General features: G+C 73.5%; 22 protein-coding genes and 3 tRNA genes. 10 read left to right on the top strand and 15 right to left on the bottom strand.

The genetic code is table 11. The annotated features are described in order from the left end of the window. Positions 1–48: 48 nt before the first annotated feature. Entirely contained in the window at positions 49–1,263 is a 1,215-nt protein-coding gene (locus AB0E62_RS05665; RefSeq protein WP_362189162.1) for a M6 family metalloprotease domain-containing protein, read from the top strand. Positions 1,264–1,358: 95 nt separating this feature from the next. Here AB0E62_RS05665 and AB0E62_RS05660 read toward each other — a convergent pair. The 4 genes from AB0E62_RS05660 to AB0E62_RS05645 form a co-directional block, all read right to left on the bottom strand. Further along, positions 1,359–1,432: transfer RNA gene (locus AB0E62_RS05660), tRNA-Lys, on the bottom strand. Next, complete coding sequence (locus tag AB0E62_RS05655; RefSeq protein WP_362188523.1) at positions 1,423–2,004, bottom strand: bifunctional DNA primase/polymerase; 582 nt, start codon at positions 2,002–2,004, stop codon at positions 1,423–1,425. The genes AB0E62_RS05660 and AB0E62_RS05655 overlap by 10 nt, the downstream gene beginning before the upstream one ends. Before the next feature lie 134 nt (positions 2,005–2,138). Next, positions 2,139–2,507 carry a hypothetical protein gene (locus AB0E62_RS05650; RefSeq protein WP_362188520.1) on the bottom strand — a complete coding sequence of 123 codons (369 nt, stop codon included), beginning with the start codon at positions 2,505–2,507 and terminating at the stop codon, positions 2,139–2,141. 103 nt (positions 2,508–2,610) lie between these two features. After that, entirely contained in the window at positions 2,611–3,342 is a 732-nt protein-coding gene (locus tag AB0E62_RS05645; RefSeq protein ID WP_362188518.1) for a decarboxylase, read from the bottom strand. Between the two features lie 204 nt (positions 3,343–3,546). Here AB0E62_RS05645 and AB0E62_RS05640 point away from each other — a divergent pair, with 204 nt between their 5' ends. From AB0E62_RS05640 to AB0E62_RS05610, 7 genes are all read left to right on the top strand, one after another. Beyond that, positions 3,547–4,500 carry a D-2-hydroxyacid dehydrogenase gene (locus AB0E62_RS05640; protein ID WP_362188515.1) on the top strand — a complete coding sequence of 318 codons (954 nt, stop codon included), beginning with the start codon at positions 3,547–3,549 and terminating at the stop codon, positions 4,498–4,500. A 195-nt stretch (positions 4,501–4,695) separates the two neighbouring features. Then, positions 4,696–5,547, top strand: a complete 852-nt coding sequence (gene ehuB, locus AB0E62_RS05635) for an ectoine/hydroxyectoine ABC transporter substrate-binding protein EhuB (protein ID WP_362188512.1) — start codon at positions 4,696–4,698, stop codon at positions 5,545–5,547. Further along, complete coding sequence (gene ehuC, locus AB0E62_RS05630) at positions 5,544–6,191, top strand: ectoine/hydroxyectoine ABC transporter permease subunit EhuC (protein ID WP_362188509.1); 648 nt, start codon at positions 5,544–5,546, stop codon at positions 6,189–6,191. The genes ehuB and ehuC overlap by 4 nt, the downstream gene beginning before the upstream one ends. Continuing rightward, complete coding sequence (gene ehuD, locus AB0E62_RS05625; RefSeq protein WP_362188506.1) at positions 6,188–6,838, top strand: ectoine/hydroxyectoine ABC transporter permease subunit EhuD; 651 nt, start codon at positions 6,188–6,190, stop codon at positions 6,836–6,838. The genes ehuC and ehuD overlap by 4 nt, the downstream gene beginning before the upstream one ends. Then, positions 6,828–7,610: an ectoine/hydroxyectoine ABC transporter ATP-binding protein EhuA gene (ehuA, locus tag AB0E62_RS05620; protein WP_362188503.1), complete on the top strand. Its 783-nt coding sequence runs from the start codon at positions 6,828–6,830 to the stop codon at positions 7,608–7,610. Before ehuD ends, ehuA begins: the two co-directional genes overlap by 11 nt. Before the next feature lie 192 nt (positions 7,611–7,802). Further along, the gene (locus AB0E62_RS05615; RefSeq protein ID WP_362188500.1) at positions 7,803–8,555 is read left to right on the top strand and encodes an IclR family transcriptional regulator C-terminal domain-containing protein; all 753 of its coding nucleotides are present in this window, start codon (positions 7,803–7,805) and stop codon (positions 8,553–8,555) included. Between the two features lie 96 nt (positions 8,556–8,651). Next, a tRNA-Lys gene (locus AB0E62_RS05610) sits at positions 8,652–8,725 on the top strand. A 47-nt stretch (positions 8,726–8,772) separates the two neighbouring features. On the opposite strand, the gene AB0E62_RS05605 is transcribed toward AB0E62_RS05610, so the two are convergent. From AB0E62_RS05605 to AB0E62_RS05595, 3 genes are all read right to left on the bottom strand, one after another. Beyond that, positions 8,773–9,378 carry a lytic polysaccharide monooxygenase gene (locus tag AB0E62_RS05605; protein ID WP_362188497.1) on the bottom strand — a complete coding sequence of 202 codons (606 nt, stop codon included), beginning with the start codon at positions 9,376–9,378 and terminating at the stop codon, positions 8,773–8,775. A 131-nt stretch (positions 9,379–9,509) separates the two neighbouring features. Further along, entirely contained in the window at positions 9,510–10,646 is a 1,137-nt protein-coding gene (locus AB0E62_RS05600) for an SPFH domain-containing protein (RefSeq protein WP_362188494.1), read from the bottom strand. A 121-nt stretch (positions 10,647–10,767) separates the two neighbouring features. Next, positions 10,768–11,769, bottom strand: coding sequence for a peptidoglycan-binding protein (locus tag AB0E62_RS05595; RefSeq protein ID WP_362188491.1), 1,002 nt, complete (start codon positions 11,767–11,769; stop codon positions 10,768–10,770). Positions 11,770–11,966: 197 nt separating this feature from the next. Here AB0E62_RS05595 and AB0E62_RS05590 point away from each other — a divergent pair. Further along, positions 11,967–12,040, top strand: a tRNA-Lys gene (locus AB0E62_RS05590). A gap of 225 nt (positions 12,041–12,265) precedes the next feature. Further along, positions 12,266–12,955 (top strand): FadR/GntR family transcriptional regulator, encoded by a 690-nt coding sequence (locus AB0E62_RS05585; protein ID WP_362188488.1) that lies wholly within the window; start codon positions 12,266–12,268, stop codon positions 12,953–12,955. A gap of 4 nt (positions 12,956–12,959) precedes the next feature. On the opposite strand, the gene AB0E62_RS05580 is transcribed toward AB0E62_RS05585, so the two are convergent. From AB0E62_RS05580 to AB0E62_RS05545, 8 genes are all read right to left on the bottom strand, one after another. Then, complete coding sequence (locus AB0E62_RS05580; RefSeq protein WP_362188485.1) at positions 12,960–13,631, bottom strand: class F sortase; 672 nt, start codon at positions 13,629–13,631, stop codon at positions 12,960–12,962. Positions 13,632–13,637: 6 nt separating this feature from the next. Then, positions 13,638–14,195: a hypothetical protein gene (locus AB0E62_RS05575; protein WP_362188483.1), complete on the bottom strand. Its 558-nt coding sequence runs from the start codon at positions 14,193–14,195 to the stop codon at positions 13,638–13,640. Positions 14,196–14,293: 98 nt separating this feature from the next. Then, on the bottom strand, positions 14,294–15,073 hold the full coding sequence (locus AB0E62_RS05570) for an HAD-IIA family hydrolase (protein ID WP_362188480.1): 780 nt from the start codon (positions 15,071–15,073) through the stop codon (positions 14,294–14,296). A 78-nt stretch (positions 15,074–15,151) separates the two neighbouring features. Continuing rightward, on the bottom strand, positions 15,152–16,684 hold the full coding sequence (locus AB0E62_RS05565) for an alkaline phosphatase family protein (RefSeq protein ID WP_362188477.1): 1,533 nt from the start codon (positions 16,682–16,684) through the stop codon (positions 15,152–15,154). A gap of 74 nt (positions 16,685–16,758) precedes the next feature. After that, positions 16,759–17,811 (bottom strand): 2-aminoethylphosphonate ABC transporter substrate-binding protein, encoded by a 1,053-nt coding sequence (locus tag AB0E62_RS05560; RefSeq protein WP_362188474.1) that lies wholly within the window; start codon positions 17,809–17,811, stop codon positions 16,759–16,761. A 47-nt stretch (positions 17,812–17,858) separates the two neighbouring features. Continuing rightward, complete coding sequence (locus AB0E62_RS05555; protein ID WP_362188471.1) at positions 17,859–18,656, bottom strand: ABC transporter permease subunit; 798 nt, start codon at positions 18,654–18,656, stop codon at positions 17,859–17,861. After that, a complete protein-coding gene (locus AB0E62_RS05550) occupies positions 18,643–19,491 on the bottom strand; it encodes a 2-aminoethylphosphonate ABC transporter permease subunit (protein WP_362188468.1) in 849 nt (282 codons plus the stop codon). The genes AB0E62_RS05555 and AB0E62_RS05550 overlap by 14 nt, the downstream gene beginning before the upstream one ends. Beyond that, on the bottom strand, positions 19,481–20,533 hold the full coding sequence (locus tag AB0E62_RS05545) for an ABC transporter ATP-binding protein (RefSeq protein ID WP_362189159.1): 1,053 nt from the start codon (positions 20,531–20,533) through the stop codon (positions 19,481–19,483). Before AB0E62_RS05545 ends, AB0E62_RS05550 begins: the two co-directional genes overlap by 11 nt.

Below are 20,533 nucleotides of genomic sequence, written 5' to 3'. Positions count from 1 at the left end.
GGTCAGTCCGTGCCCAAGCTGCGCAGCACCGCCGCCGTGTTCACCACGATGTCGGCGCTCGCCGCGACCTCGATCCTCACCGGCCCCTCCGCCGCCGAGCCCTTCTCCACGGCGCCCTGCGCGCTGCACCGCACCGAGGTCCACCATTCGGAGGGCGTGGACACCTGGAACACCGCCTACCCCCGCCCGGCCGGCACCCTCGACGCGGTCCTGGTGTTCCTGTCATTCCCCGACGCCGCCCCGCGTACCACCCCGGCCGAACTGACGGCCGACCACTTCCCGGCCACCACCGGCTTCTACGCGCAGTCCTCCTACGGCAGGTTCACTCTCCGCCCGCACCCGCTGGAGCGCTGGCTGCGCATGCCGCGCCCGTCGACGGCGTACGCCATGCGGCGGGACTGGAGCACCGGGGACCGGGCGGCCTATCTGCGCGACGCGTTCGCCGTGGCCGACAAGGCGGTCGACTTCTCGCGCTACCAGGTCGTCTATCTGATCGCCGACCCGGACGCGCCCGGGGTCGACTCGGACGCCACGAAGGTGGTGAACCTCGATACGCCCCTGCGCGCGGACGGCACCGACATCCGCCGGGTGGTCACCGTCTTCGAGCACCATCCGCCGGACCGGCTGGTCCTCGCCCACGAGACCGGCCACGTCTTCGACCTGCCCGACCTCTACCACCGTCCGGCCGACGGCAAGGGCGACTGGGACACCCATGTCGGGGACTGGGACCTGATGGGCAGCCAGTTCGGTCTCGCGCCCGATCTGCTGGGCTGGCACAAGTGGCGGCTCGGCTGGCTGGATCCGCGCCAGGTGGTGTGCGTGCGCGGTGCCGCGCCGAACCGCCTCACCCTGGAGCCGCTCGCGGCCGGACCGGGCTCCGCGGTGCCGGTCGCCGACGGCGGGTCCGCGTTCGGCCTGGGGCACGGCGTCAAGCTGGCGGTGGTGCGCACCGGCCCGGAGAGCGCCCTCGCCTTCGAGGCGCGCGGACCGGCCGGCGCCGACCGCGCGGCCTGCCGGCAGGGCATCCTGGTCTACCGGGTGCGCGGCGGCGCCGCGTCCGGCGACGGCCCGGTCCAGGTGGTGGACGCCCATCCGCGCACCGAGGCCTGCTGGGAGAACTCGGTGTACCCGCCGCTCGCCGACGCGCCGGTCTTCCTCGGCGAGAGCTTCACCGTGCCCGGGGAGCGCGTGCGGGTGGAGGCGGAGGGCAGGACGGCGTCGGGGGCGTGGACGGTGACGATCACACCGGGGGTGCGCGGCTGAGCCGCGCGGACCGTGTGCGTGTACGGCGGACCGTGTTCGTATACGAAAGCAGCGGGCCGAATTCTTTCGAATTCGGCCCGCTGCCCTTCTTCGCGTGCGCCGCCAGGGACTCGAACCCCGGACCCGCTGATTAAGAGTCAGCTGCTCTAACCAACTGAGCTAGCGGCGCCTGCTGACGTCGTAGACATTAGCACCCTGGCCGCGGTGAGGAGAAATCGACGGCCGCGCGGCGGACCGGGCGGCGCCGACGGCCGCCCAGAGCAGCACGTCGGGGCCCGGCAGCCAGGGGTGCCGGGCCTCCGGGGCGACCAGCCAGCGGGCGGCGCCGGGGGCGTCGTCGCAGCTCAGGGGGGACGGCGGGGGCACGGTCACGGCGTCGCCCGGGCCGTGGCACAGCAGCGGCGGCACCGCCCGCGCCCGCCGGGTGCCCCACTCCTCCCAGGCCAGCAGGGAGGGCAGCCGCTGGGCGGTGCCGGGGGCGGCGAAGAACAGCGTCCGGCCCCGGAACACCGCGACCGGGCCCGACCGCGACCCCGCGCCCCACAGCCGGTCCAGCATCCGGCGCCCGAACACCACCGGGGCGCTGACCACGTCGAAGACGGTGCCGCAGGGCAGCACCACCGGGGCCTCCGGGCGCTCCCGCCACAGGGCGAGGGTGCTGCGGGCGTGGGGTCCCGCCGAGGCGAGCCAGGCGACGGCGCCGGAGCTGTCACAGGTCACGTTCGGGGCACTGGTCGTCATGACACCCAGATGTACAGCGCGTCAGCGAGCGGTTCCGCTGAGTTGCGGAAAACCGGGACAGGGCGGCCGAGGAGGAGTATCTTGCCCACCCGGCATATGCCCCTGGCGGCGGGGGCCGGCCGACGCGCGGCGCGCTACAGCGGATCGGCCGACGTCCGCCCCTCGCCCTCCCCGCGCATCAGGTCCCGCCCGAACTCCACCATCTTCTTGGCATAGTCCTCGGTCCACTCCGCCCGCTCGGCGATGTCCGCCGCGGTCAGCCGGTCGAACCGGCGCGGGTCGGCGAGCTGGGCCGCCGCGACGGCCTGGAACTCCACGGCCCGGTCGGCCGCCGCGCGGAACGCCTGGGTCAGCTCCGTGGCCCGGGACAGCAGCTCCCGCGGATCCTCGATCGACTCCAGATCGAAGAAGTGCTCCGGGTCACGGCCCGCCTCCGCGGGCTCGAAGAGCAGGGGCGCGGGGCGTAGCCGCGGTTCGTTGCGACGCGGCGTGGGCTCCGCCATGTCTTGTCTCCTCCTCGTACGGTTCCGGCACCGCCTTCGGGTGGGCCACCGTCCATTGTCCCGCGCCCGCGCAAGGGGCCGCCGCGACGAGGAGGACCCGGCGTCACACCTGCACCAACGGCTCCCGCGTGAACAGGCTGCCCAGGGTCGGGGCGTTCACCCGGCGGTCCGCCAGCCGCAGGCCCTCCCAGACCGTGACCTGGCTGGCGGTGAGGACCGGCTTGGAGAGGGCCTTCTCCAGCAGGCCGAGGTGGGCGGCGGTGTGCAGGGCCGTGTCCGGCAGCAGGACGGCCTGGGCGTCGGGGGTGTCCGCCGCGCGGGCGAGGGTGAGCACGTCCTCCTCCCCCCAGCCGGTGACCTCGGCCGGGGTGGCGGCCGGCGAGCAGCGCAGGCCGGTCACCTCCAGGCCGCCGTCCCGCAGGAAGTCCGCGAACAGGGCGGTGACGTCCTCCGGGTAGGCCGTGCCGACGGCGACCCGGCGCGCGCCGATCTCGTGGGCCGCGTGGACGAAGCCGAAGGAGGTGGAGGAGGCCGGCATCCCGGCGAGCCGGGCCAGGGTGCGCACCTGTTCCTGGGCGCCCGCCCAGCCCTGTACGAAGCCGCCGCCGGCGCAGGCCCACACCACCGTCTCGACTCCGGTCAGCCGCAGTGCCTCCACGCCCTCGGCGAGCCGCTCGGCCGAGCCCAGCTCGCGCAAAGCCGCCACCCGGTGGGTGTCCTCGCCGGGGTCGGTGTGGATCAGGTCCACCCGGATGTCGCTGCCCAGGAGCTGCTCGATGCGCGGATAGTCGTCCTCGGCACGGTGGCCCGGGTAGAGGAGTCCGAGTGCGGTCATGTCCAGCCTTCCTGATGGTTGTCCGGCGGTACGGACCCGCCCCCGGGCGGCCGTGCCCGGCGGGGGCCCAGGGCTCGGGTACCCCGTCGGCGCGGCGCCGCCCCTGCCAGTGGCCCACGGCCGTGTTGACGGCGCCGCGTCCGGGTGCGAGCGTGGTCGGTCCGTGCCCGGTCCGCGCAGGTCAGACCTTCGGGAGCCGCCCGCATGACCCCGTCACCCCCCACCGTGCTGGTCCTCGACGCCGATCCGCCGCCCCGGCTCGGCCGCCTCACCGGACGCGCCCGGGTCGTGCGCACGGACGCGGCGCACCTGGCGGACCGGCTGCCCGCCGCGGATGTGCTGCTGGTGTGGGACTTCACCTCGGGCGCGGTGCGCGAGGCATGGCCGGGGGACGGCCCCCGGCCGCGCTGGGTGCACACGGCGAGCGCGGGCGTGGACCATCTGCTGTGCCCGGAGCTGGCCGCGTCGGACACGGTGGTGACCAACGCGCGCGGGATCTTCGAGCAGCCGGTGGCCGAGTACGTGGCGGCCCTGGTGCTGGCGGCCGCCAAGGACCTGCCGGGCACCCTGGCCCACCAGCGGGAGCGGACCTGGCGGCACCGGGAGACGCGGCCGGTGGCGGGCACGCACGCCTGCGTGGTCGGCTCGGGCCCGGTCGGCCGGGCCATAGCGCGGGTGCTGAAGGCCCTGGGGGTGTCGACGGCGCTGGTCGGGCGGGTGCCGCGGACCGGGATACACGGCCCGGACGACCTGGACCGGCTGCTCTCGCGCGCGGACTGGGTGATAGCGGCGGCTCCGCTGACCGAGCGGACGTCCCGCATGTTCGACGCGCACCGGTTCGATGTGATGCAGCCCTCGGCGTTCTTCGTGAACGTGGGCCGGGGCGGTCTGGTGGACGAGGAGGCCCTCGCCCGGGCGCTGGAGCGGCGCTGGATCGCGGGCGCGGCGCTGGACGTGTTCGCCGCCGAACCCCTGCCCGCCGACAGCCCGTTGTGGAAGTTGCCGGGGCTGCTCGTGTCCCCGCACATGAGCGGGGACACGTTCGGGTGGCGCGACCGGCTCGGCGCGCAGTTCGTGGAGCTGTACGAGCGGTGGGCGGCGGGCAGGCCCCTGCCGAACGTGGTCGACAAGGCGCGCGGCTACGTGCCCGGCCACTGACGGCCCCGCAGCGGGCCGGCAGGCGGTCACGGCGGGGCACATCGCCTGGTCAGGGCGAGACGGTGACGAATCGTCCGGCCGGCGGAACCGGGGCGCATAGCCCGGGGGCGTCTGGGTAGCCGCGCCGCCATGGCTGCACCACGAGGGAACGACGCACACACCATACGGTCGGGACGCAGACACACCCGGCGTTCCGTGCTGGCGGGCCTCGCGGCGTTCGGCGCGCTGGGCGCGGCGGGCTGCACGCGGGTGGCGTCGGCGTCCGGCGAGGACGGCGGCGATCTGCTGGAGCGGCTGCGCGCCCAGGGGGTCGTACGGCTCGGGATCGCCGGTGAGGTGCCCTTCGGGTACATCGACCGGGACGGGAAGCTCACCGGGGAGGCGCCCGAGCTGGCCCGGGTGATCTTCGAGCGGCTCGGTGTGGACCGGGTGCAGCCGGTGCCGACCGAGTTCGGCTCGCTGATCCCGGGGCTGAACGCCCAGCAGTTCGACGTGGTGGCCGCCGGGATGTACGTCACCCCGGACCGCTGCGAGCAGGTCATCTTCGCGGACCCCGACTACCAGATGCCGGACGCGTTCATCGTCCGCAAGGGCAATCCGCTGGGGCTGCGCACCTACGCGGACGCGCTGCGCCGGCACGCGAAGATCGCCACCGGGACCGGGTACGCGCAGATCCAGCACGCCGTGGAGGCGGGCTTCAAGGAGAACGAGCTGGTCATCGTCCCGGACCAGGTGGCCGGGCTGAACGCGGTGGAGTCCGGGCGGGTCGACCTGTTCGCGGCCACGGCCGTCACCGCGCGGATGGTCGCGCGGGGCTCCGCCAAGGCCGAGTCGACCAAGCCGTTCGTCGCGCTCGTGGACGGCAAACCCAAGGCGGACGGCGGCGCGTTCGCGTTCCGGCCGGCCGAGACCCGGCTGCGGGACGCCTTCAACGCCGAGCTGCACAAGCTGCGCCGCGCCGGGGAGCTGTACCGGATCGTGCGGCCCTTCGGCTTCACCGAGGCGGAGATGACCACCCTGACCGCGAAGGAGCTGTGCCGCCGATGACCGCGGGGCTGTGGAAGATCATCCTCCAAGGGGCCGGCGTCACCCTCCAGTTGCTGGTGTACAGCGCGCTGCTGGCCGCCGTGGTGTCCTTCGTCGCCGGGGCCGCGCGCACCCACCGCTCCCGGCTGGTGCGCTTCGTCGCGGGCCTGTACACCGAGGTGTTCCGCGGCACGTCGGCGCTGGTGATGATCTTCTGGGTGTTCTTCGTGCTGCCGGTCGCCTTCGGCTGGCAGCTCGTGCCGATGTGGGCGGGCACGCTCGCGCTGGGGCTGACCTACGGCGCGTACGGCGCCGAGATCGTGCGCGGCGCGCTGGCGGCGGTGGACCCGGCGCAGCGCGAGGGCGGGATCGCGCTCGGCTTCACGCCCTGGCAGCGGCTGCGGCTGATCCTGCTGCCGCAGGCGGTGCCGGAGATGATCCCCTCCTTCTCCAACCTGCTGATCGAACTGCTCAAGGGCACCGCGCTGGTGTCCATCACGGGCATGGGCGACCTGGCGTTCAGCGGCAACCTGGTCCGGCTCGCCCTCCAGCAGAGCGCCCAGATCTACGGGTACCTGCTGCTCATCTATTTCGTGATCGCGTTCCTGCTCACCCGCGGGATGCGCGGCCTGGAGCGCCGGCTCAAGGCGGAGGTGGCCCGATGACCTGGGACTGGGGAGCGGTCGCCGACTTCCTGCCGTACTTCGGCAAGGGCCTGGTGGTCACGCTGGAGGCGCTGGCCCTGGGGTCGCTGATCTCGTTCGGGCTGGGTCTGGTGTGGACGCTGCTGATGCGGGCGCCGACCCGGTGGGTGCGCTGGCCGGTGGGCGTCGTCACGGAGTTCGTGCGGGACACCCCGCTGCTGGTGCAGCTGTTCTTCCTGTTCTACGTGCTGCCCGAGGCGGGGGTGACGCTGTCCCCGCTGACCACCGGGGTCCTCGGGCTCGGGCTGCACTACTCGACGTACACGATGCAGGTCTACCGGGCCGGCATCGAGGCGGTGCCGGCGGGTCAGTGGGAGGCCGCGACGGCGCTGAGCCTGCCGGTGCGGCGCACCTGGACGGCGGTGGTGCTGCCGCAGGCGGTGCGCCGGGTGGTGCCGCCGCTCGGCAACTACGTCATCGCGATGCTGAAGGACACGCCGATGCTGATGACCATCGGCGTGCTGGAGATGCTGGGCCGGGCGCGGCTCGTCTCCCAGCAGCACTTCCAGTTCACCGAACCGCTGACGGTGATCGGGATCGCCTTCGTCGTCGTGTCGTACCTGGCCTCCCTTCTTCTGCGCACCCTGGAGCGTCGCCTTGTCCGTTGAGACCAGCAAGCAGCCGGCCGTGACCGGCACCCGGCCGACCGAGCTGATCCGCATCGAGGGGGTGACCAAGCGGTTCGGGGAGAACACCGTGCTGGACGGGCTGGACCTGTCCGTGGACGCGGGCCGGCACGTCACCCTGATCGGGCCCTCGGGTTCCGGCAAGACCACGATCCTCAGACTGCTGATGACCCTCGCCGAGCCGGACGAGGGCACGATCACGGTGGCCGGACAGCGGCTGTTCCCGGCGCCGGAGAAGCAGGTCCGGGAGGTCCGCAAGAAGATCGGGATGGTGTTCCAGCAGTTCAACCTGTTCCCCAACATGTCGGTGCTGCGCAACATCACCGAGGCGCCGGTGCGGGTGCTGGGGCTGTCGAAGGACGAGGCGGAGGCGCGGGCGCGGGAGCTGCTGGACCTGGTGGGCCTGGCCGACAAGTGCGACGTGAGGCCGACCCGGCTGTCCGGCGGGCAGCAGCAGCGGGTGGCCATCGCCCGGGCGCTGGCGATGCGGCCGCAGGTGCTGCTGCTGGACGAGGTGACCTCCGCGCTCGACCCGGAGCTGGTGGCGGGCGTCCTCGACCTGCTGCGGGACATCGCGCACAGCACCGACATCACGATGCTGTGCGTGACGCACGAGATGGGGTTCGCCCGGGACATCTCCGACCAGGTGCTGATGTTCGACGGGGGCCGGGTCATCGAGGCCGGGCCGCCGGAGAAGATCTTCGGCGACCCGGAGCGGGAGCGGACCCGGGAGTTCATCAGCGCGGTCCTGTGAGCGGCGGGGCGGCGGGCGGCCACGGGCGGGACACAGCCCCCGGGAAATGCCTCTGGCATATGCCAGAGGATCTCCGCACCGGTGGGAGCGGGCAGCCGGCGGGCGTCATCTCGCCGACACCTCTTCCCCGGGGACCCGGCGCGGCTATCGTGGACACGATCCGCCGACCCGGATCGCGGCCGAGGGGGACCCATGAGTTTCGAGCCGACCGCCCCGTACCACTGCGCCCAGGAAGCCCTGCGCGTGCTGGAGACCGTGTCCCGGCACCCCGCCGGCGTCACCGCCGCCGAGCTGGCCCGCCGCACCGGCCTGGTCCCCGGGCGCCTCACCGGCCTGCTGCGGATGCTGCGCCGCGAGGGCTACGTCCAGGAGATCACCGAGGGCGCGTACATCACCGGTGAGACCCTGCGCCGGCTCGGCTCGGCGCACGACCGGGAGCGGGCCCTGCGCGACCGGCTCCAGCAGAACCTGGACCGGCTGCGCGACGCGGTCGGCGCGGCCGTCTACCTCAGCCGGTACGTGGACGGCGAGGTCCGGGTCACCCAGTACGCCGCCGGGCCGGCCACCCCGGCGGTCAACGAGTGGGTGGACTTCCGCTACTCCGCGCACGCCACGGCCGTCGGCAAGAGCCTGCTGACCCAGCTGGACCCGAACGCCCGCCGCGACCACCTCGCCCGGCACCGGATGGCCCGGCTCACCTCGCGCACCATCACCAGCGACAAGCTGCTGCTGTCCCGGCTGGAGTCCCAGCCGCCGTCGGCGCCGGTGCTCGACCTCCAGGAGTACGCGGTCGGCACGGTCTGCGCCGCCGTGCCGGTCACCGCGGGCTCCACCGTCGGCTGCCTGGCCCTGTCGCTTCCGGTGCGCGACGCCCACCGGCTCAAGCGGGCCGCGGACGCCCTGAACCGCAACGCGGCGCCGGTGCTGCTCTCGCTGGCGATCTAGGCCCGCCCGGGTGGTCACGAGCACCCCTGCGGAGCAGGTAGTATTTTCTTCGTCGCCGGCCGCGGGAGGCAAGAACCCGAGGCAGGCGGGAGTCATGCGCCGCTAGCTCAGTTGGTTAGAGCAGCTGACTCTTAATCAGCGGGTCCGGGGTTCGAGTCCCTGGCGGCGCACCTGTGAAGGTCCCCCTCGCCGAGGCGAGGGGGACCTTCGTGCGTACTCAGAAGGTGACGTCGGAGCAGGCGTAGAACGCGTTGCCCGTGTCGGCGATCGTCCACACCGAGACGATGACGTGGTGCCCGCTCAGGCCGGACGGCAGGGTGCCGCTGTGGCTGAGCGTGGACGGCGGCTGCTGGCCGCCGTAGGGCACCGTCAGGAACGGCGTGAGGTTGAGGTCCGAGCGGGCGAGGTTGTGGCTCTGGTTCCAGCCCGGCTTGGTGATGTAGTACTTGAAGTCCGTCGTGGCGTGCCTGGCGGTGAACTGCCAGCGGAAGGTGTACGACTGGCCGCCCGTCACCTTCGTGGTGGGCCAGGCCGCGCCCGACGGCGTCTTCGGCGCGCTGAGCTGGGAGAACTGGCCCAGCCCGGCATTGCAGATCTGGCCGTCGGCGGGTCCGCCGGCCGGGAAGCCCTTGGGGCCCTCGACGCTCTGCGGCTCCCACTGGATCTGGCCGCAGTTGGTCACGGTGCCGTTCTGACAGAGCTTCTGCCTGCTGATGGGGAGGTCGGTGTAGCCGTGGCCGCTGGCACCGCCGGTGGAGAGCGCGAACGCTCCGGCGGTCACCGCGCCCAGTACGACCGCGGACAACTTGGTCTTGGTGCGCATGCTGCCGCTCCTGGGGAACGTGGGGTGTTCTGGGAGTTCGGTGAGCTGTGCAGGTAGGTCTAGACCAAGTCTCAGATTATTGCCGTCAGTTGAACATGTCCATACCAATCGGCGACGTGTTCGTCCAGCCGCTACACCGGCTCCGCCCGCCCCGCGCAGAACGCCACGGTCAGGTCCCGTACCAGCACCTTGCGGTCGTAGTCGTCCAGTTCGACCAGACCGCGCGTGGTCAGCCGGGTCACCGTGTCCTCCACCGAGTCCACCACCGAGCCGAGCAGACCGGCCCGCTGCCGGGCGTCCAGCGCGGCGATCCGGCGCCGGTTCACCGCGGCGGCCACCTCGGGGGCGTACTCCACCCGGACCGGCTGCACCGAGAACACCTCCAGCCCCACCGGCGCGGTCTCCTCCGCCACCAGCCGGGTCAGCGCGTCCCCGGCCGCCGTCGTCCCGCCCCGCACCCCGCCCGCCGGCTCCACCGGCACCCGGGCCAGCGCCGCCTCCACGCACTCGCGCAGATACGACTCGTGGTCGTCGATGCCGAGCAGCGCCCGCGCGGTGTCCCGCACCCGCCACACCACCAGCACCACCACCCGCAGCGCCATCCCGTCCGGATCCACCGCCGGCATCGCCTCGCTGCGCCAGTGCCGCAGCCGCACGTCCACCCGGCGGCGCGGCAGCAGCGGATTCACCCACAGCAGCCCCGTGCGCCGGACCGTCCCCCGGTACCGGCCGAACAGCCCCAGCACCCAGGCCCGCCCGGTCCGCCCCCGGGCCAGCCCGCCGAACCCGGCCGCGCCCAGCAGCCCGGCCCCGGCGTACGCGGCCCAGTGGGCCAGGCCGAGACCGGTACCCGGGTCCCCCGGCAGCCCGAACGCCCGGGCCGCCGGCGGCGTCAGCAGCCCCGCCCACCAGGTGGTGGCCAGCGCGCCGGTGAGCCCGCAGGCCCCCGCGAGCAGCCCGGCCGCCCCGGGCAGCACCCGCGCCGGGCGCTCCGCCAGGTCCGGGTCGACCTCCGGCAGCGGGCGCCGGCGCACCGGCGCCGGGCGACCGGGCCGGGGCTGCTCGCCGGTGCCCTGCCGGCGGGCCACCACCGCCGGCGCGAGCGGCACCCGCACCGGATCGGGACCGTCCCGGAAGAGGAGGTGGACGGGGATCTCGGTGGTGGCCTCGTTCTGGATCAGCCGGGCCGGCCGGACACCGGTACCGCCGGCGGTACCGTCCGACTGCCCCTCGGACTCGGGTGGTGTGTGGGATGTGGTCGTACTCATGCGTGCTCCAGCCTCCGCGCCAGACGCGTCATGAACAGGGGTGTGGACGAGAACGTGCCCGGGCCGGCCGGCGGTCCGGAGGAACAGGGAGCCCAGAAGAGGCTGGGGCGGACAGGCGGCGCTAGGCGAACAGGCGGCGCCAGGTCTCCGGCCCCGGGAAGCCGTCCGCGGCGCCGCCCCGCCAGCCCTGGGCGCGCTGGAACGCCTCGACGGCCCTGCGGTCCGCCTCGCCCCAGTGCGGGCCCGGGCCCTGGGCGTAGAAGCGGCCGTACCCCTTCCGCACCAGCCGGGCGCCGAGCAGGGTGACGTGGTCGTTGACCGCGCCGGGCCGGAAGGAGGCCCGGCCGGGATAGGGCACCGCCGGCCTCGCGGCCCCCGCCGCCCGGGCGCCGGCCGCGCCCTGGGGCAGGCCCTTGTAGCGGTAGGGGACGTACTTGGAGGAGTTGCTCCAGTAGGCGTAGGGGGTGGCCTGGCGGCGGGCGTGCGGGGGTGTCTGTTCGTAGGCCGTGTAGTACGTCTGCGTGTGGTCGGTCCAGCCGCCGAAGATCACTACGTGGGAGCCCTTCTCCGGGTTGTCGGGGTTGTGGAACAGCAGGATGTCCCCGGGTTGCAGCTCCCCCTTGGTGATCTTCACGCCGAACTGGCCGAGGCTGCCGGTCCACTCGTTCTCCGGCAGGCCCCAGGCCATGGAGACGTAGCCCGAGCAGTCCTGCCGGTAGCCGTCGGACCAGAAGGCGGTCATGCTGTACGGCACCTTGGCGTCCACCCAGGTCTTGGCCCGCTTGATGATGTCGGTCCGGGTGGTGGCCGGGACCAGATCGGCGGGCGCCTTCTCCGGGCCCTCCGGTCTGCCGTACAGCGGGCCCCTGGGGCCCTGCGGGGTGGCGGGCTCGCCCTCGGCGGGCCGTGCCTCGCGGTGCGGGGACCGGCCGGGAGCGGCGACGGCGACGGCCGGAGGAAGCGCGCCGAGGGCGGCGGCGACGGCGGCCACGGCCACGGCGGCGCGGGCCGCCGGGCGGGTGCGGCCGGGGTGCGGGCGTGAGGAGGCGTGCCGGGAGAGACGGCAGCCGGGACAGAGGCAGTCGCTCGCGGGGTCGACTTCCTCGAACATCGGAGCGGTCATGCGATCTGCCTCACATTCGTGGTGATGTGTCCGCGAGTGCGCACGTTGATCAGTTTCCCAACCGCCTTGGGATCGCGCATTCTGACGGTCCGAATGATGTACAGGGACCCGCCGAGCGGCGTACGGGCCGGGTACGGGCCACCGGAAAGCGGTCCGGAGCACCCCTGGGCTTCAGGTAGAGTTTTCTCCGTCAGCAGGCGCCGCTAGCTCAGTTGGTTAGAGCAGCTGACTCTTAATCAGCGGGTCCGGGGTTCGAGTCCCTGGCGGCGCACGATGACGATGGCGAGCTGTATCCGCAAAACGCGCGGATACAGCTCGCCATCTCTGTTGTTGCGCGGCTTCGCCGCGCGCGGTGGGGGCTCCGCCACCCACAGCCCCTTGCCGCGGTGGCCGGGTCCCGAAACGTGCCCGCGCCCCAGCTCACCCGGAAAGCCCCTCGCTCAGGCGGGGGGCTTTCCGTCTGCCCGGGGGCCGAACGGCCGGTTACGCTCTGGCCATGGCAGCCCGGGACCTTCAGGAGCGGATCAAGAAGCTGATCGTGGACCGGCGGCTGCCCTCGGGTGCCCCGCTGCCCACCGAGCCGGAGCTGATGCGGCTGCTGGGGGCGAGCCGGAACTCGGTGCGGGAGGCCCTGAAGGCGCTCCAGGCGATGGGCATCGTGGAGATCCGGCACGGCTTCGGGACGTATGTCGGCTCGATGTCGTTCGCGCCGATGATCGAGGGGCTGGCCTTCCGGACCGTGGCCGGCCACTACCGGGGCGAGGACTCGCTGCTCCAGCTGCTGGAGCTGCGCGAGGCCGTGGAGACGGGGCTGGTGTCCCGGCTGGCGGGGCGGCTCCCGGAGGCGGACCTGGCCGAGCTGGACGCGCTCGTGGACCGGATGGAACGGGAGGCCGCCGAGGGCACCGGCCTCGCCGGGACCGACCGCGCCTTCCACGCCACGCTGTACCGGGGCCTGGACAACGTGCTGCTCGGCGAGGTGCTGGAGGCGTTCTGGGACGCCTTCCACCGGGTGCGGCGCGACCTGGCGGCAACGCCGCAGGACCCCCGGGTCACCTGCCGCCAGCACCGGGAGATCCTGGACGCGGTGCGCTCCGGGGACTCCCTGCGGGCCGAGCGCGCCATAAGGGACCACTTCGGCAACCTGCGCACCCGCCTGGCCCACACCCCCACGGCCACCTCCTGACCGCTCAGCCGGACACCCCCGTCAGGTACGACGAGACGACCACGTTCGCCGTGTAGCTGCCGCTCGCCCGGTCGAACGAACCCCCGCAGGTGATCAGGCGCAGCTCGGCGCGGCCGGGCCGGCGGGGACCGTAGGCCTGGTGGGCGTCGAAACCGGCTCGGGGCAGCACCCGCACGTCGTCGACGGTGAACTCGGCGACCTTGCCGTCCGCGCGGAAGACCCGGACGGTGTGGCCCGGCCTGAGGGTGCTGAGCCGGTAGAAGACCGCCGGCCGGGTCGTGGTGTCGACGTGGCCCACGAACAGGGCCGCCCCGGCGGCACCGGGCCGCGGACCGGCGCCGTACCAGCCGACCACGCCCGGCTGGTCGTAGGGCGGCGGGTCGACCGCGCCACGCGCGTCGAGGCCGCGGGTCACCACCGGGGCCTGCACGCCGAGGGCGGGGATGTCGACGCGCTGCGGCACCGCGCCGGCCAGTGGCCGGGCCGCGCCGGGCAGCCGGGCGGGGTCGCCGGTCCGGCCCGCGGCGAAGACGTCCCCCGTGGCGGTGCCGTCCGTGCTCCGCGTCCCGTCGCTCACCTCGCGGCCCCACAGCCACAGTCCGCACAGCAGCAGCGCCCAGGCCAGGACGGTGACCAGCCGCCCGGTGCCGGCGCCGCGCCCCTGCTCGTCGGACACGGGAGGTCAGCGGGTGGAGCGGGCGCGGCGGGCGCGCAGCCCCACGGCGAGCGCGGCGAGGCCGGCCAGCGCCAGGCCGGTCACCGCCTGGCCGGTGTCGGGGCCGGAGCCGCTGGTGGCGACCGTGGCGAAGTGCGCGGTGCCGCCGCCGCCCGCGGCGACCGGGGCGACGGGGGAGGCGGCGGCGGTGACCGGGGCGACGGGCGCGGCGGACCGGGCGCCGTCCGGGCCGCCGACGGTCAGGCTGCCGGTGATCACCCGCTCGCCGCAGACGACCTTCACGGCGTAGGCGCCCGGCTCCAGACCGGAGCGGACCCGGGTGTCGCCGGTCAGGGTGCCCTGGCCGCCGGTCAGCCGGGCGTCGGAGACGAAGGCGGCCGAGGCCGCGGTGCCCTGCTCGCCCGCGCAGCCCTCGGTGCGCACGGTGAGGTCGGCGCCGGGCGCCGGGGAGGCGGGAGTCACGGCGACCGAGCCGCCGCCGTCCGCCGCGCGGGCCGCGGGGGCGGCCGCGACGACCGCGGCGGCGAGGATTGCGGTACGGACAGTGAGGCGTAGTGAGCCCATCGTGAACCTCCAGTTATCTGGAGGCTCCCCCGCACCGGGCGCCTCCGCATCCTCGGGAGGCGTCCGGTTGCTCCGGACGGGTGATACCGGGTTTCGGGTCAGATCAGGTCGACCAGGTCCGCGATGGAGTCGACGACCTCGGAGGGGCGGAACGGGTAGCGGTCGATGTCGGCGGGCTGGGTGACGCCGGTCATCACCAGGAAGGTGCGCATCCCGGCCTCCAGGCCCGCGAGGACGTCGGTGTCCATGCGGTCCCCGATCATCGCCGAGGTCTCGGAGTGCGCGCCGACCGCGTTCAGCCCGGCCCGCATCATCAGCGGGTTGGGCTTGCCGACGAAGTACGGCTTCTTGCCGGTGGCGGCGGTGATCAGCGCGGCGACCGAGCCGGTGGCGGGCAGGTCGCCCTCGGTGGAGGGGCCGACGTTGTCGGGGTTCGTGGCGATGAACCGGGCACCGTCGTTGATCAGCCGGACGGCCTTGGTCAGCGCCTCGAAGGAGTAGGTGCGGGTCTCGCCGAGGATCACGAAGTCGGGCTCGTGGTCGGTGAGGATGTAGCCGATGTCGTGCAGGGCGGTGGTCAGGCCGGCCTCGCCGATGACGTAGGCACTGCCGCCGGGCCGCTGGTCGTTCAGGAACTGGGCGGTGGCCAGCGCCGACGTCCAGATGTTCTCCACCGGCACGTCCAGGCCCATCCGGCGCAGCCGGGCGTGCAGGTCGCGGGCGGTGTAGATGGAGTTGTTGGTGAGCACCAGGAACGGCCGGCCGGACTCGCGCAGCTTCTTCAGGAAGGCGTCGGCGCCGGGGATGGGCACGCCCTCGTGGATCAGGACGCCGTCCATGTCGGTGAGCCACGACTCGATGGGCTTGCGGTCTGCCATGTGCTGCGTCTCCTGGCGTACGTGCGAACGGAAAACGGGGGGCGCCGGAACCACGGCGTACCGACGCCCCCAGCCTAGTCAGGACCCGTCGATCCGGACCCCGTCGATCACCCAGTACCAGTTGTTGCCGCCGGTGTAACGGAACCGGACCCGGGCACTGGTGGCGCCCGCCGGCACCTGGAGGGTGACCGTCTCGGTGCGCGAGGGCACGTCGGCGGTGTACGTCCGCACGCTCACCGGAGTGCCGCCGTCGTAGGAGACGAGGACCTCGCCCCGCTGCGGGGACTCGTGCCGGTAGTAGGTGGTGTACGTCAGCACGGCCGTGCCGCCGCCGGTGACCGGGTGGGCGGGGCTGACGAGGGTGGAGTCGAAGGTGCCGGTGTAGCTCTTGTCGGTCCACTCGTCGCCGTCGGCGACCGCGAAGACGTTCCGGGCGCGGATGTTGCCCTCGCGGTTCTGGTCGCGCTGGGCCTGGGTCCAGAACTCGTCGGTGGTGAAGGTCCAGCCGCGCCACTCGGTGACCCCGCCGCCGCCCATCGCGGAGTTGTCGACGGACCAGCCGGGCGGCGGGGTGTGGGTGAAGCCCACGGTGCCCGCCGGGATACCGGTCTCGTCCACGCGGGTCGCCAGCGCGCCGCGCAGGGCGTCGAAGTCGTCCGGGACGGGCTGCTGCACGGGCCGGCCGTCCAGTCCCCACGCGGGGTCGAGGGGGATGCCGAGGTGGGCGAGGGCGGAGGCGGCGACGTCCGGCATCTTCACGTCGTGGCGCACCGAACCCGGCGCGAGCGCCGACCCGGTGGCGATGAGGAAGGTCTGCCGCTCCTGGAGGGTGGAGCCGCCGTGGCCGCCCGCGTCGGTGTGGCCGTGATCGGCGGTGACCATGATCAGCCAGTCCTCGGCGGCGTACGTCGGCCGGGCCTTGACGGCGGCCACGATCTGCCCGACCTGCGCGTCGGCGCCCGCGACGGCGTCCAGGTACTGCTGGGAGGCGGCGCCGTAGGTGTGGCCGGCGTGGTCGATGTTGTCCAGGTGGACGAAGACCGCGTCGGGGTTCGCGTCCCGGAGCTGCGCGACCGCGCGGGAGGTGGTGCCGGTGTCGTACTCGGCGCTCGGGGTGGAGACCCGGGTGTCGACCTTCGCGGAGAACACCGTGTCGGTGAGGGGCGTCCAGGAGGCGACGGCGTACGTGGACAGGGCGGGCTTGGCGGTCTCGGCGCGGGTGAGGAAGTCCGGGTACTGGGTGAACCGGGCGCCGGTGAAAGCGTTGTCCTTCACGTTGTGCTTGTCGGGCCAGACACCGGTGAGGATCGTCGACCAGCCGGGCCCGGAGAGGGTGGGGGCGAGCGGGTTGGCGTAGATGCTGCTGGGCGCGGTGAGTCCGGCCGCCGTCAGGGCGTCCAGGTTCGGCGCGGCGGCGTCCTTGATCCGGCTGAGCAGGGCGCCGTCCAGGCCGATGACGAGCACCTTCGGGGTACGGGCCGCGGCCCGGGCGACGGTCGCCGGCGGCCCGGCGGAGACGGCCACGGCGGCGGCGGACAGGAGGAGGGAGCGGCGGGAGAGGTGGGGCACGGGTTCCTCCGGAGGAAGAGGGGCGGACGTGCGTACGGGCATGGCGACGCCCCCGGTGGTGCCAGGGGCGTGGGGTCTCGCGGGGCGGGGCCGTCCACGGCCCCGCCCCGGAGGAATCAGCTGCCGGTCGCGGACTTCCAGTCCTCGACGTAGGCGCCGAGGTTCTTCTCGATGTCGTTCCAGTCGGGTTCGAAGACCTCCACGCCGTCCATCAGCCGGGTCAGCGCCACGGCGTTGGCGTCGGTGGCCTTGACGTCCTGGCGGGCGGTGAAGCCGCCGCCGATCGCGCTGACCTCCTCCTGCTGCTTGCGGGCGAGCAGGAAGTCGAGCAGCTTCTTGCCGTTGGCGCTGTGCGGGGCCTTGGTGACCAGGCCGGCCGCGTACGGCAGGGCGAAGGTGGTGGGCTTGCCGTCGGTGCCGGCCGGGAACCAGATGCCGAGGTTCGGCATGGTCTTGGTCTGGGCGTGGTTCATCTGCACATCGCCGTTGGCGACGAGGAGTTCGCCCTTGTCCACCTTGGGGGCGAGCTTGCCGGTGGAGGCGGACGGGCCGACGTTGTTGGCCTGGAGCTTCTTCAGGTAGGCGAGGGCCTGATCCTTGCCGCCGAAGTCGTGCATCGCCTTGATCAGCACGGCCGTTCCGTCGCCGGCGACGCCCGGGGTGGAGTACTGGATCTTGTTCCTGTAGCGGGAGCCGAGGAGTTCGTCCCAGGTCTTCGGGGGCTGCTTCAGCTCCTTCTTGTCGTAGACGAACCCGAAGTAGTTGTTGACGACGGAGGTCCAGGTACCGTCGGCGGCCTTGTCGGCGCCGCCGACCTGGTCGGCGCCGGCCGGGCTGTACTTCTGCAGCAGGCCCTTGCCGGCGGCCTGCTGGATGAACGGCGGCAGGGTGACCAGCACGTCGGCCTGCGGGTTGCTCCGCTCGCGGACGGCGCGCTGCACCATCTCGCCGGAGCCGCCCTCGACGTACCTCACCTTGATGCCGGTCTGCTTCTCGAAGTCCTCGAACACCTGGTCGTACCAGCCGTCGCCGTTCTCGCCCTTGAGGCCGTCGGCGCTGTAGACGGTGACGACCTTGGCGTCCGAGGCGGCGGAGGAGCCGCAGGCGGACAGCGCGGGTGCGGCGAGGAGGGCGAGGGCCACGGCGAGCGGGACGCGGTTTCTGGGCATGGCGGGGCGGACTCCTGGCGTGAAGTGCGGGGATTGTGCGGGGGGATTCAGCGGTACGACGCCCGGGTGCGGACCCGGGAGACGGCGAACAGGACGAGCAGGGTCGCGGCCATCAGGACGACGGCGACGGCGGACCCGGTGAACAGGGCGCCCCGGTCGGTGGACGCGTGGACCAGCACGGGCAGCGGGGTCCAGTCGGGCGGGTAGAGCATCATCGTGGCGCTCAGCTCGCCCATGGACAGGGCGAAGCACAGTCCGGCGGCGGCGGTCAGCGAGGGCAGCAGCAGCGGCAGCCGCACCCGGAACAGGATGTACGCGGGCCGGGCGCCGAGGGAGGCGGCGGCCTGTTCGCAGGCCGGGTCCAGGCGGGTCAGGGCCGCCGACACCGACTGGTGGGCGAAGGCGGTGACCAGCACGGTGTGGGCGGTGATCACGATCCACCGGGTGCCGTTGAGCAGCAGCGGCGGCTGGGAGAACGCCACCAGCACCGCGAGGCCCACCACCACCGAGGGCACGGCGACCGGCAGCACGAACAGGGCGTCCAGTACCCGGCGGTGGCGCCTCTTCAGGGCGGCCCCGGCGAGCGCGGCCCAGGTGCCGGCGGTCAGCGCGAGCAGGCTGGCGGCGACGGCCGTGACCAGGCTGGTGGTGAGCGCCTGGAGGGCCTCGCCCCGGGTGGCGGTGCGGTAGTGGTCCAGGGTGGGCCCGGAGGGCAGGGCGCCGGACCAGTGGGTGGCGACGGAGGCGCCCAGGATGACCAGCAGGGGCAGCGCGAACAGCGGCAGGAACAGCGCGAGGAACACCGCCCACACGGCCCACCTGGCCTTGCGGCTATGCACCAGCACGACGGCTCACCACCCGGTACAGGCCGTACAGGCCCACGGAGATCAGGACGTTGACGACGGCGACCGCGCAGGCGCCCGGGTAGTCGGACTCCAGGATCGCCTTGCCGTAGACGAGCATCGGCAGCGTGGTGACCCCCTTCGCGCCGGTGAACAGCACGATCCCGAACTCGTTCAGGCACAGCACCAGGACGAGGCTGCCGCCGGCCGCGAGCGCGGGCAGCGCCTCGGGCAGGATCACCTGCCGGACGATGCGGGGCGCCCGCGCGCCCAGCGAACTGGCCGCCTCCAGCTGGGCGGTGTCGAGCTGCGCGAACGCGGCGAGCAGCGGGCGCATCACGAACGGCGTGAAGTAGGTGACCTCCGCCAGCAGCACGCCCCAGGGCGTGGTGAGGAACTGGAAGGAGCCGACGATGCCCGTGCTGCCGTAGATGAACAGCAGCGCCAGCGTGATCAGGAAGGACGGGAAGGACAGGTACACGTCGATGAACCGGGCCACCGCCTTCGCGCCGGGGAACGGCACGAACGCGATGACCAGCCCCAGCAGGAACCCGAGGACCAGACAGCCGGCGGTGGCGGCCGGCGCCAGCCACACGGTGGTCCACAGCGCGTGCCGGAACGCCTCGGAGGCGAAGACGTCGGCGTACGCCTGGAGGGAGGTGCCCCCGGTGTCGGGCCGCAGGGACTGGCGGACGACGAGGGCGAGGGGGTAGAGGAAGAACAGGGCGAGCAGGGCGACCGGGGGGAGCGCCCACAGGTGGGGCGCCCACCGTCGCGGGGAGCCCTTCCGCTCGGCGGGGCGGGCGGGTACGGCGCGCAGCGCGCTGTCAGTGGTCATCGCCGGCCACTCCCGCGGGCAGCAGCACCCCGTCGTCGGGTGCGAAGTGCAGGTCGACCGGGTCACCGAGGGCCGGCGGAGCCTTCAGTTCCCGTACGTCCGCCATCACCGTGTGCCCGTCGACCTCGACGTAGAGCCGGTGGGTGGCGCCCCGCCACTGGATCTCCCGTACGGTGCCGGTGAGCCGGTTGGGTCCCTCGCCCAGCCCGACCAGGTGCGGCCGTACGCAGAGCGTGGCGCGGGCGCCCACCGCGGCCCCGGCGGTGCCGAGCTTCAGCTCCGTGCCCGCGAGGGACACGCCGCCGGCCGTCACGGTCACCGGGACCAGGTTCGCGCCGCCCACGAAGGACGCGGTGAACGCGTCGGCGGGCGCCCGGTACAGCTCCCGCGGCGTGCCGCACGACCGCAGCCGGGCCGACTCCATCACCGCGATCCGGTCGGCCAGGGTCAGCGCCTCGACCTGGTCGTGGGTGACGTACAGCATCGACACGTCGGGCAGCTCGCGGTGCAGCCGGGCGAGTTCGGCGAGCATGCCGGAGCGCAGCCGGGCGTCCAGCGCGGACAGCGGCTCGTCCAGGAGCAGCACGCGGGGCCGGATGGCGAGGGCGCGGGCGATCGCGACGCGCTGTTGCTGCCCGCCGGACAGCTCGCGCGGGTGGCGGCGGGCGTAGCCGGCCATGCCGGTCAGCTCCAGCGCCTCGGCGACCCGCTGCCGGATCTCGCCCCTGGGAGTTCTGCGGGCCTTGAGTCCGAAGGCCACGTTCTCGTCGACCCGCAGGTGCGGGAAGAGGGCGTAGCTCTGCACGACCATGCCGATGCCGCGCCGGTACGGCGGGAGGTCCGTCACGTCCTCGCCGCCGAGGTACACCCGCCCGGACGCGGGCCGCACGAACCCGGCGACCGCACGCAGCGCGGTGGTCTTGCCGGATCCGGACGGCCCGAGGAGCGCCATGACCTCGCCGGGCTCGACGGTCAGGTCGAGGGAGTCGAGGACGACGTTGCCGTCGTAGGCGACCGTGACGGAGTCGAAGCGGATGCCCAT

It is taken from the genome of Streptomyces sp. NPDC038707 (assembly GCF_040636485.1).
Taxonomy (GTDB): domain Bacteria; phylum Actinomycetota; class Actinomycetes; order Streptomycetales; family Streptomycetaceae; genus Streptomyces.
Note: the sequence above shows the minus strand (reverse complement) of the source record. Positions and strands in the feature narration are given on the sequence as shown.

Excerpts from the sequence above, each read along its gene's own strand:
- AB0E62_RS05665 (WP_362189162.1), top strand. The coding sequence starts at position 49 with ATGTCGGCGCTCGCCGCGACCTCGATCCTCACCGGCCCCTCCGCCGCC.
- AB0E62_RS05655 (WP_362188523.1), bottom strand. The coding sequence starts at position 2,004 with ATGACGACCAGTGCCCCGAACGTGACCTGTGACAGCTCCGGCGCCGTC.
- AB0E62_RS05650 (WP_362188520.1), bottom strand. The coding sequence starts at position 2,507 with ATGGCGGAGCCCACGCCGCGTCGCAACGAACCGCGGCTACGCCCCGCG.
- AB0E62_RS05645 (WP_362188518.1), bottom strand. The coding sequence starts at position 3,342 with ATGACCGCACTCGGACTCCTCTACCCGGGCCACCGTGCCGAGGACGAC.
- AB0E62_RS05640 (WP_362188515.1), top strand. The coding sequence starts at position 3,547 with ATGACCCCGTCACCCCCCACCGTGCTGGTCCTCGACGCCGATCCGCCG.
- ehuC (WP_362188509.1), top strand. The coding sequence starts at position 5,544 with ATGACCGCGGGGCTGTGGAAGATCATCCTCCAAGGGGCCGGCGTCACC.
- ehuD (WP_362188506.1), top strand. The coding sequence starts at position 6,188 with ATGACCTGGGACTGGGGAGCGGTCGCCGACTTCCTGCCGTACTTCGGC.
- AB0E62_RS05615 (WP_362188500.1), top strand. The coding sequence starts at position 7,803 with ATGAGTTTCGAGCCGACCGCCCCGTACCACTGCGCCCAGGAAGCCCTG.
- AB0E62_RS05605 (WP_362188497.1), bottom strand. The coding sequence starts at position 9,378 with ATGCGCACCAAGACCAAGTTGTCCGCGGTCGTACTGGGCGCGGTGACC.
- AB0E62_RS05600 (WP_362188494.1), bottom strand. The coding sequence starts at position 10,646 with ATGAGTACGACCACATCCCACACACCACCCGAGTCCGAGGGGCAGTCG.
- AB0E62_RS05595 (WP_362188491.1), bottom strand. The coding sequence starts at position 11,769 with ATGACCGCTCCGATGTTCGAGGAAGTCGACCCCGCGAGCGACTGCCTC.
- AB0E62_RS05585 (WP_362188488.1), top strand. The coding sequence starts at position 12,266 with ATGGCAGCCCGGGACCTTCAGGAGCGGATCAAGAAGCTGATCGTGGAC.
- AB0E62_RS05575 (WP_362188483.1), bottom strand. The coding sequence starts at position 14,195 with ATGGGCTCACTACGCCTCACTGTCCGTACCGCAATCCTCGCCGCCGCG.
- AB0E62_RS05570 (WP_362188480.1), bottom strand. The coding sequence starts at position 15,073 with ATGGCAGACCGCAAGCCCATCGAGTCGTGGCTCACCGACATGGACGGC.
- AB0E62_RS05565 (WP_362188477.1), bottom strand. The coding sequence starts at position 16,684 with ATGCCCGTACGCACGTCCGCCCCTCTTCCTCCGGAGGAACCCGTGCCC.
- AB0E62_RS05560 (WP_362188474.1), bottom strand. The coding sequence starts at position 17,811 with ATGCCCAGAAACCGCGTCCCGCTCGCCGTGGCCCTCGCCCTCCTCGCC.
- AB0E62_RS05550 (WP_362188468.1), bottom strand. The coding sequence starts at position 19,491 with ATGACCACTGACAGCGCGCTGCGCGCCGTACCCGCCCGCCCCGCCGAG.
- AB0E62_RS05545 (WP_362189159.1), bottom strand. The coding sequence starts at position 20,533 with ATGGGCATCCGCTTCGACTCCGTCACGGTCGCCTACGACGGCAACGTC.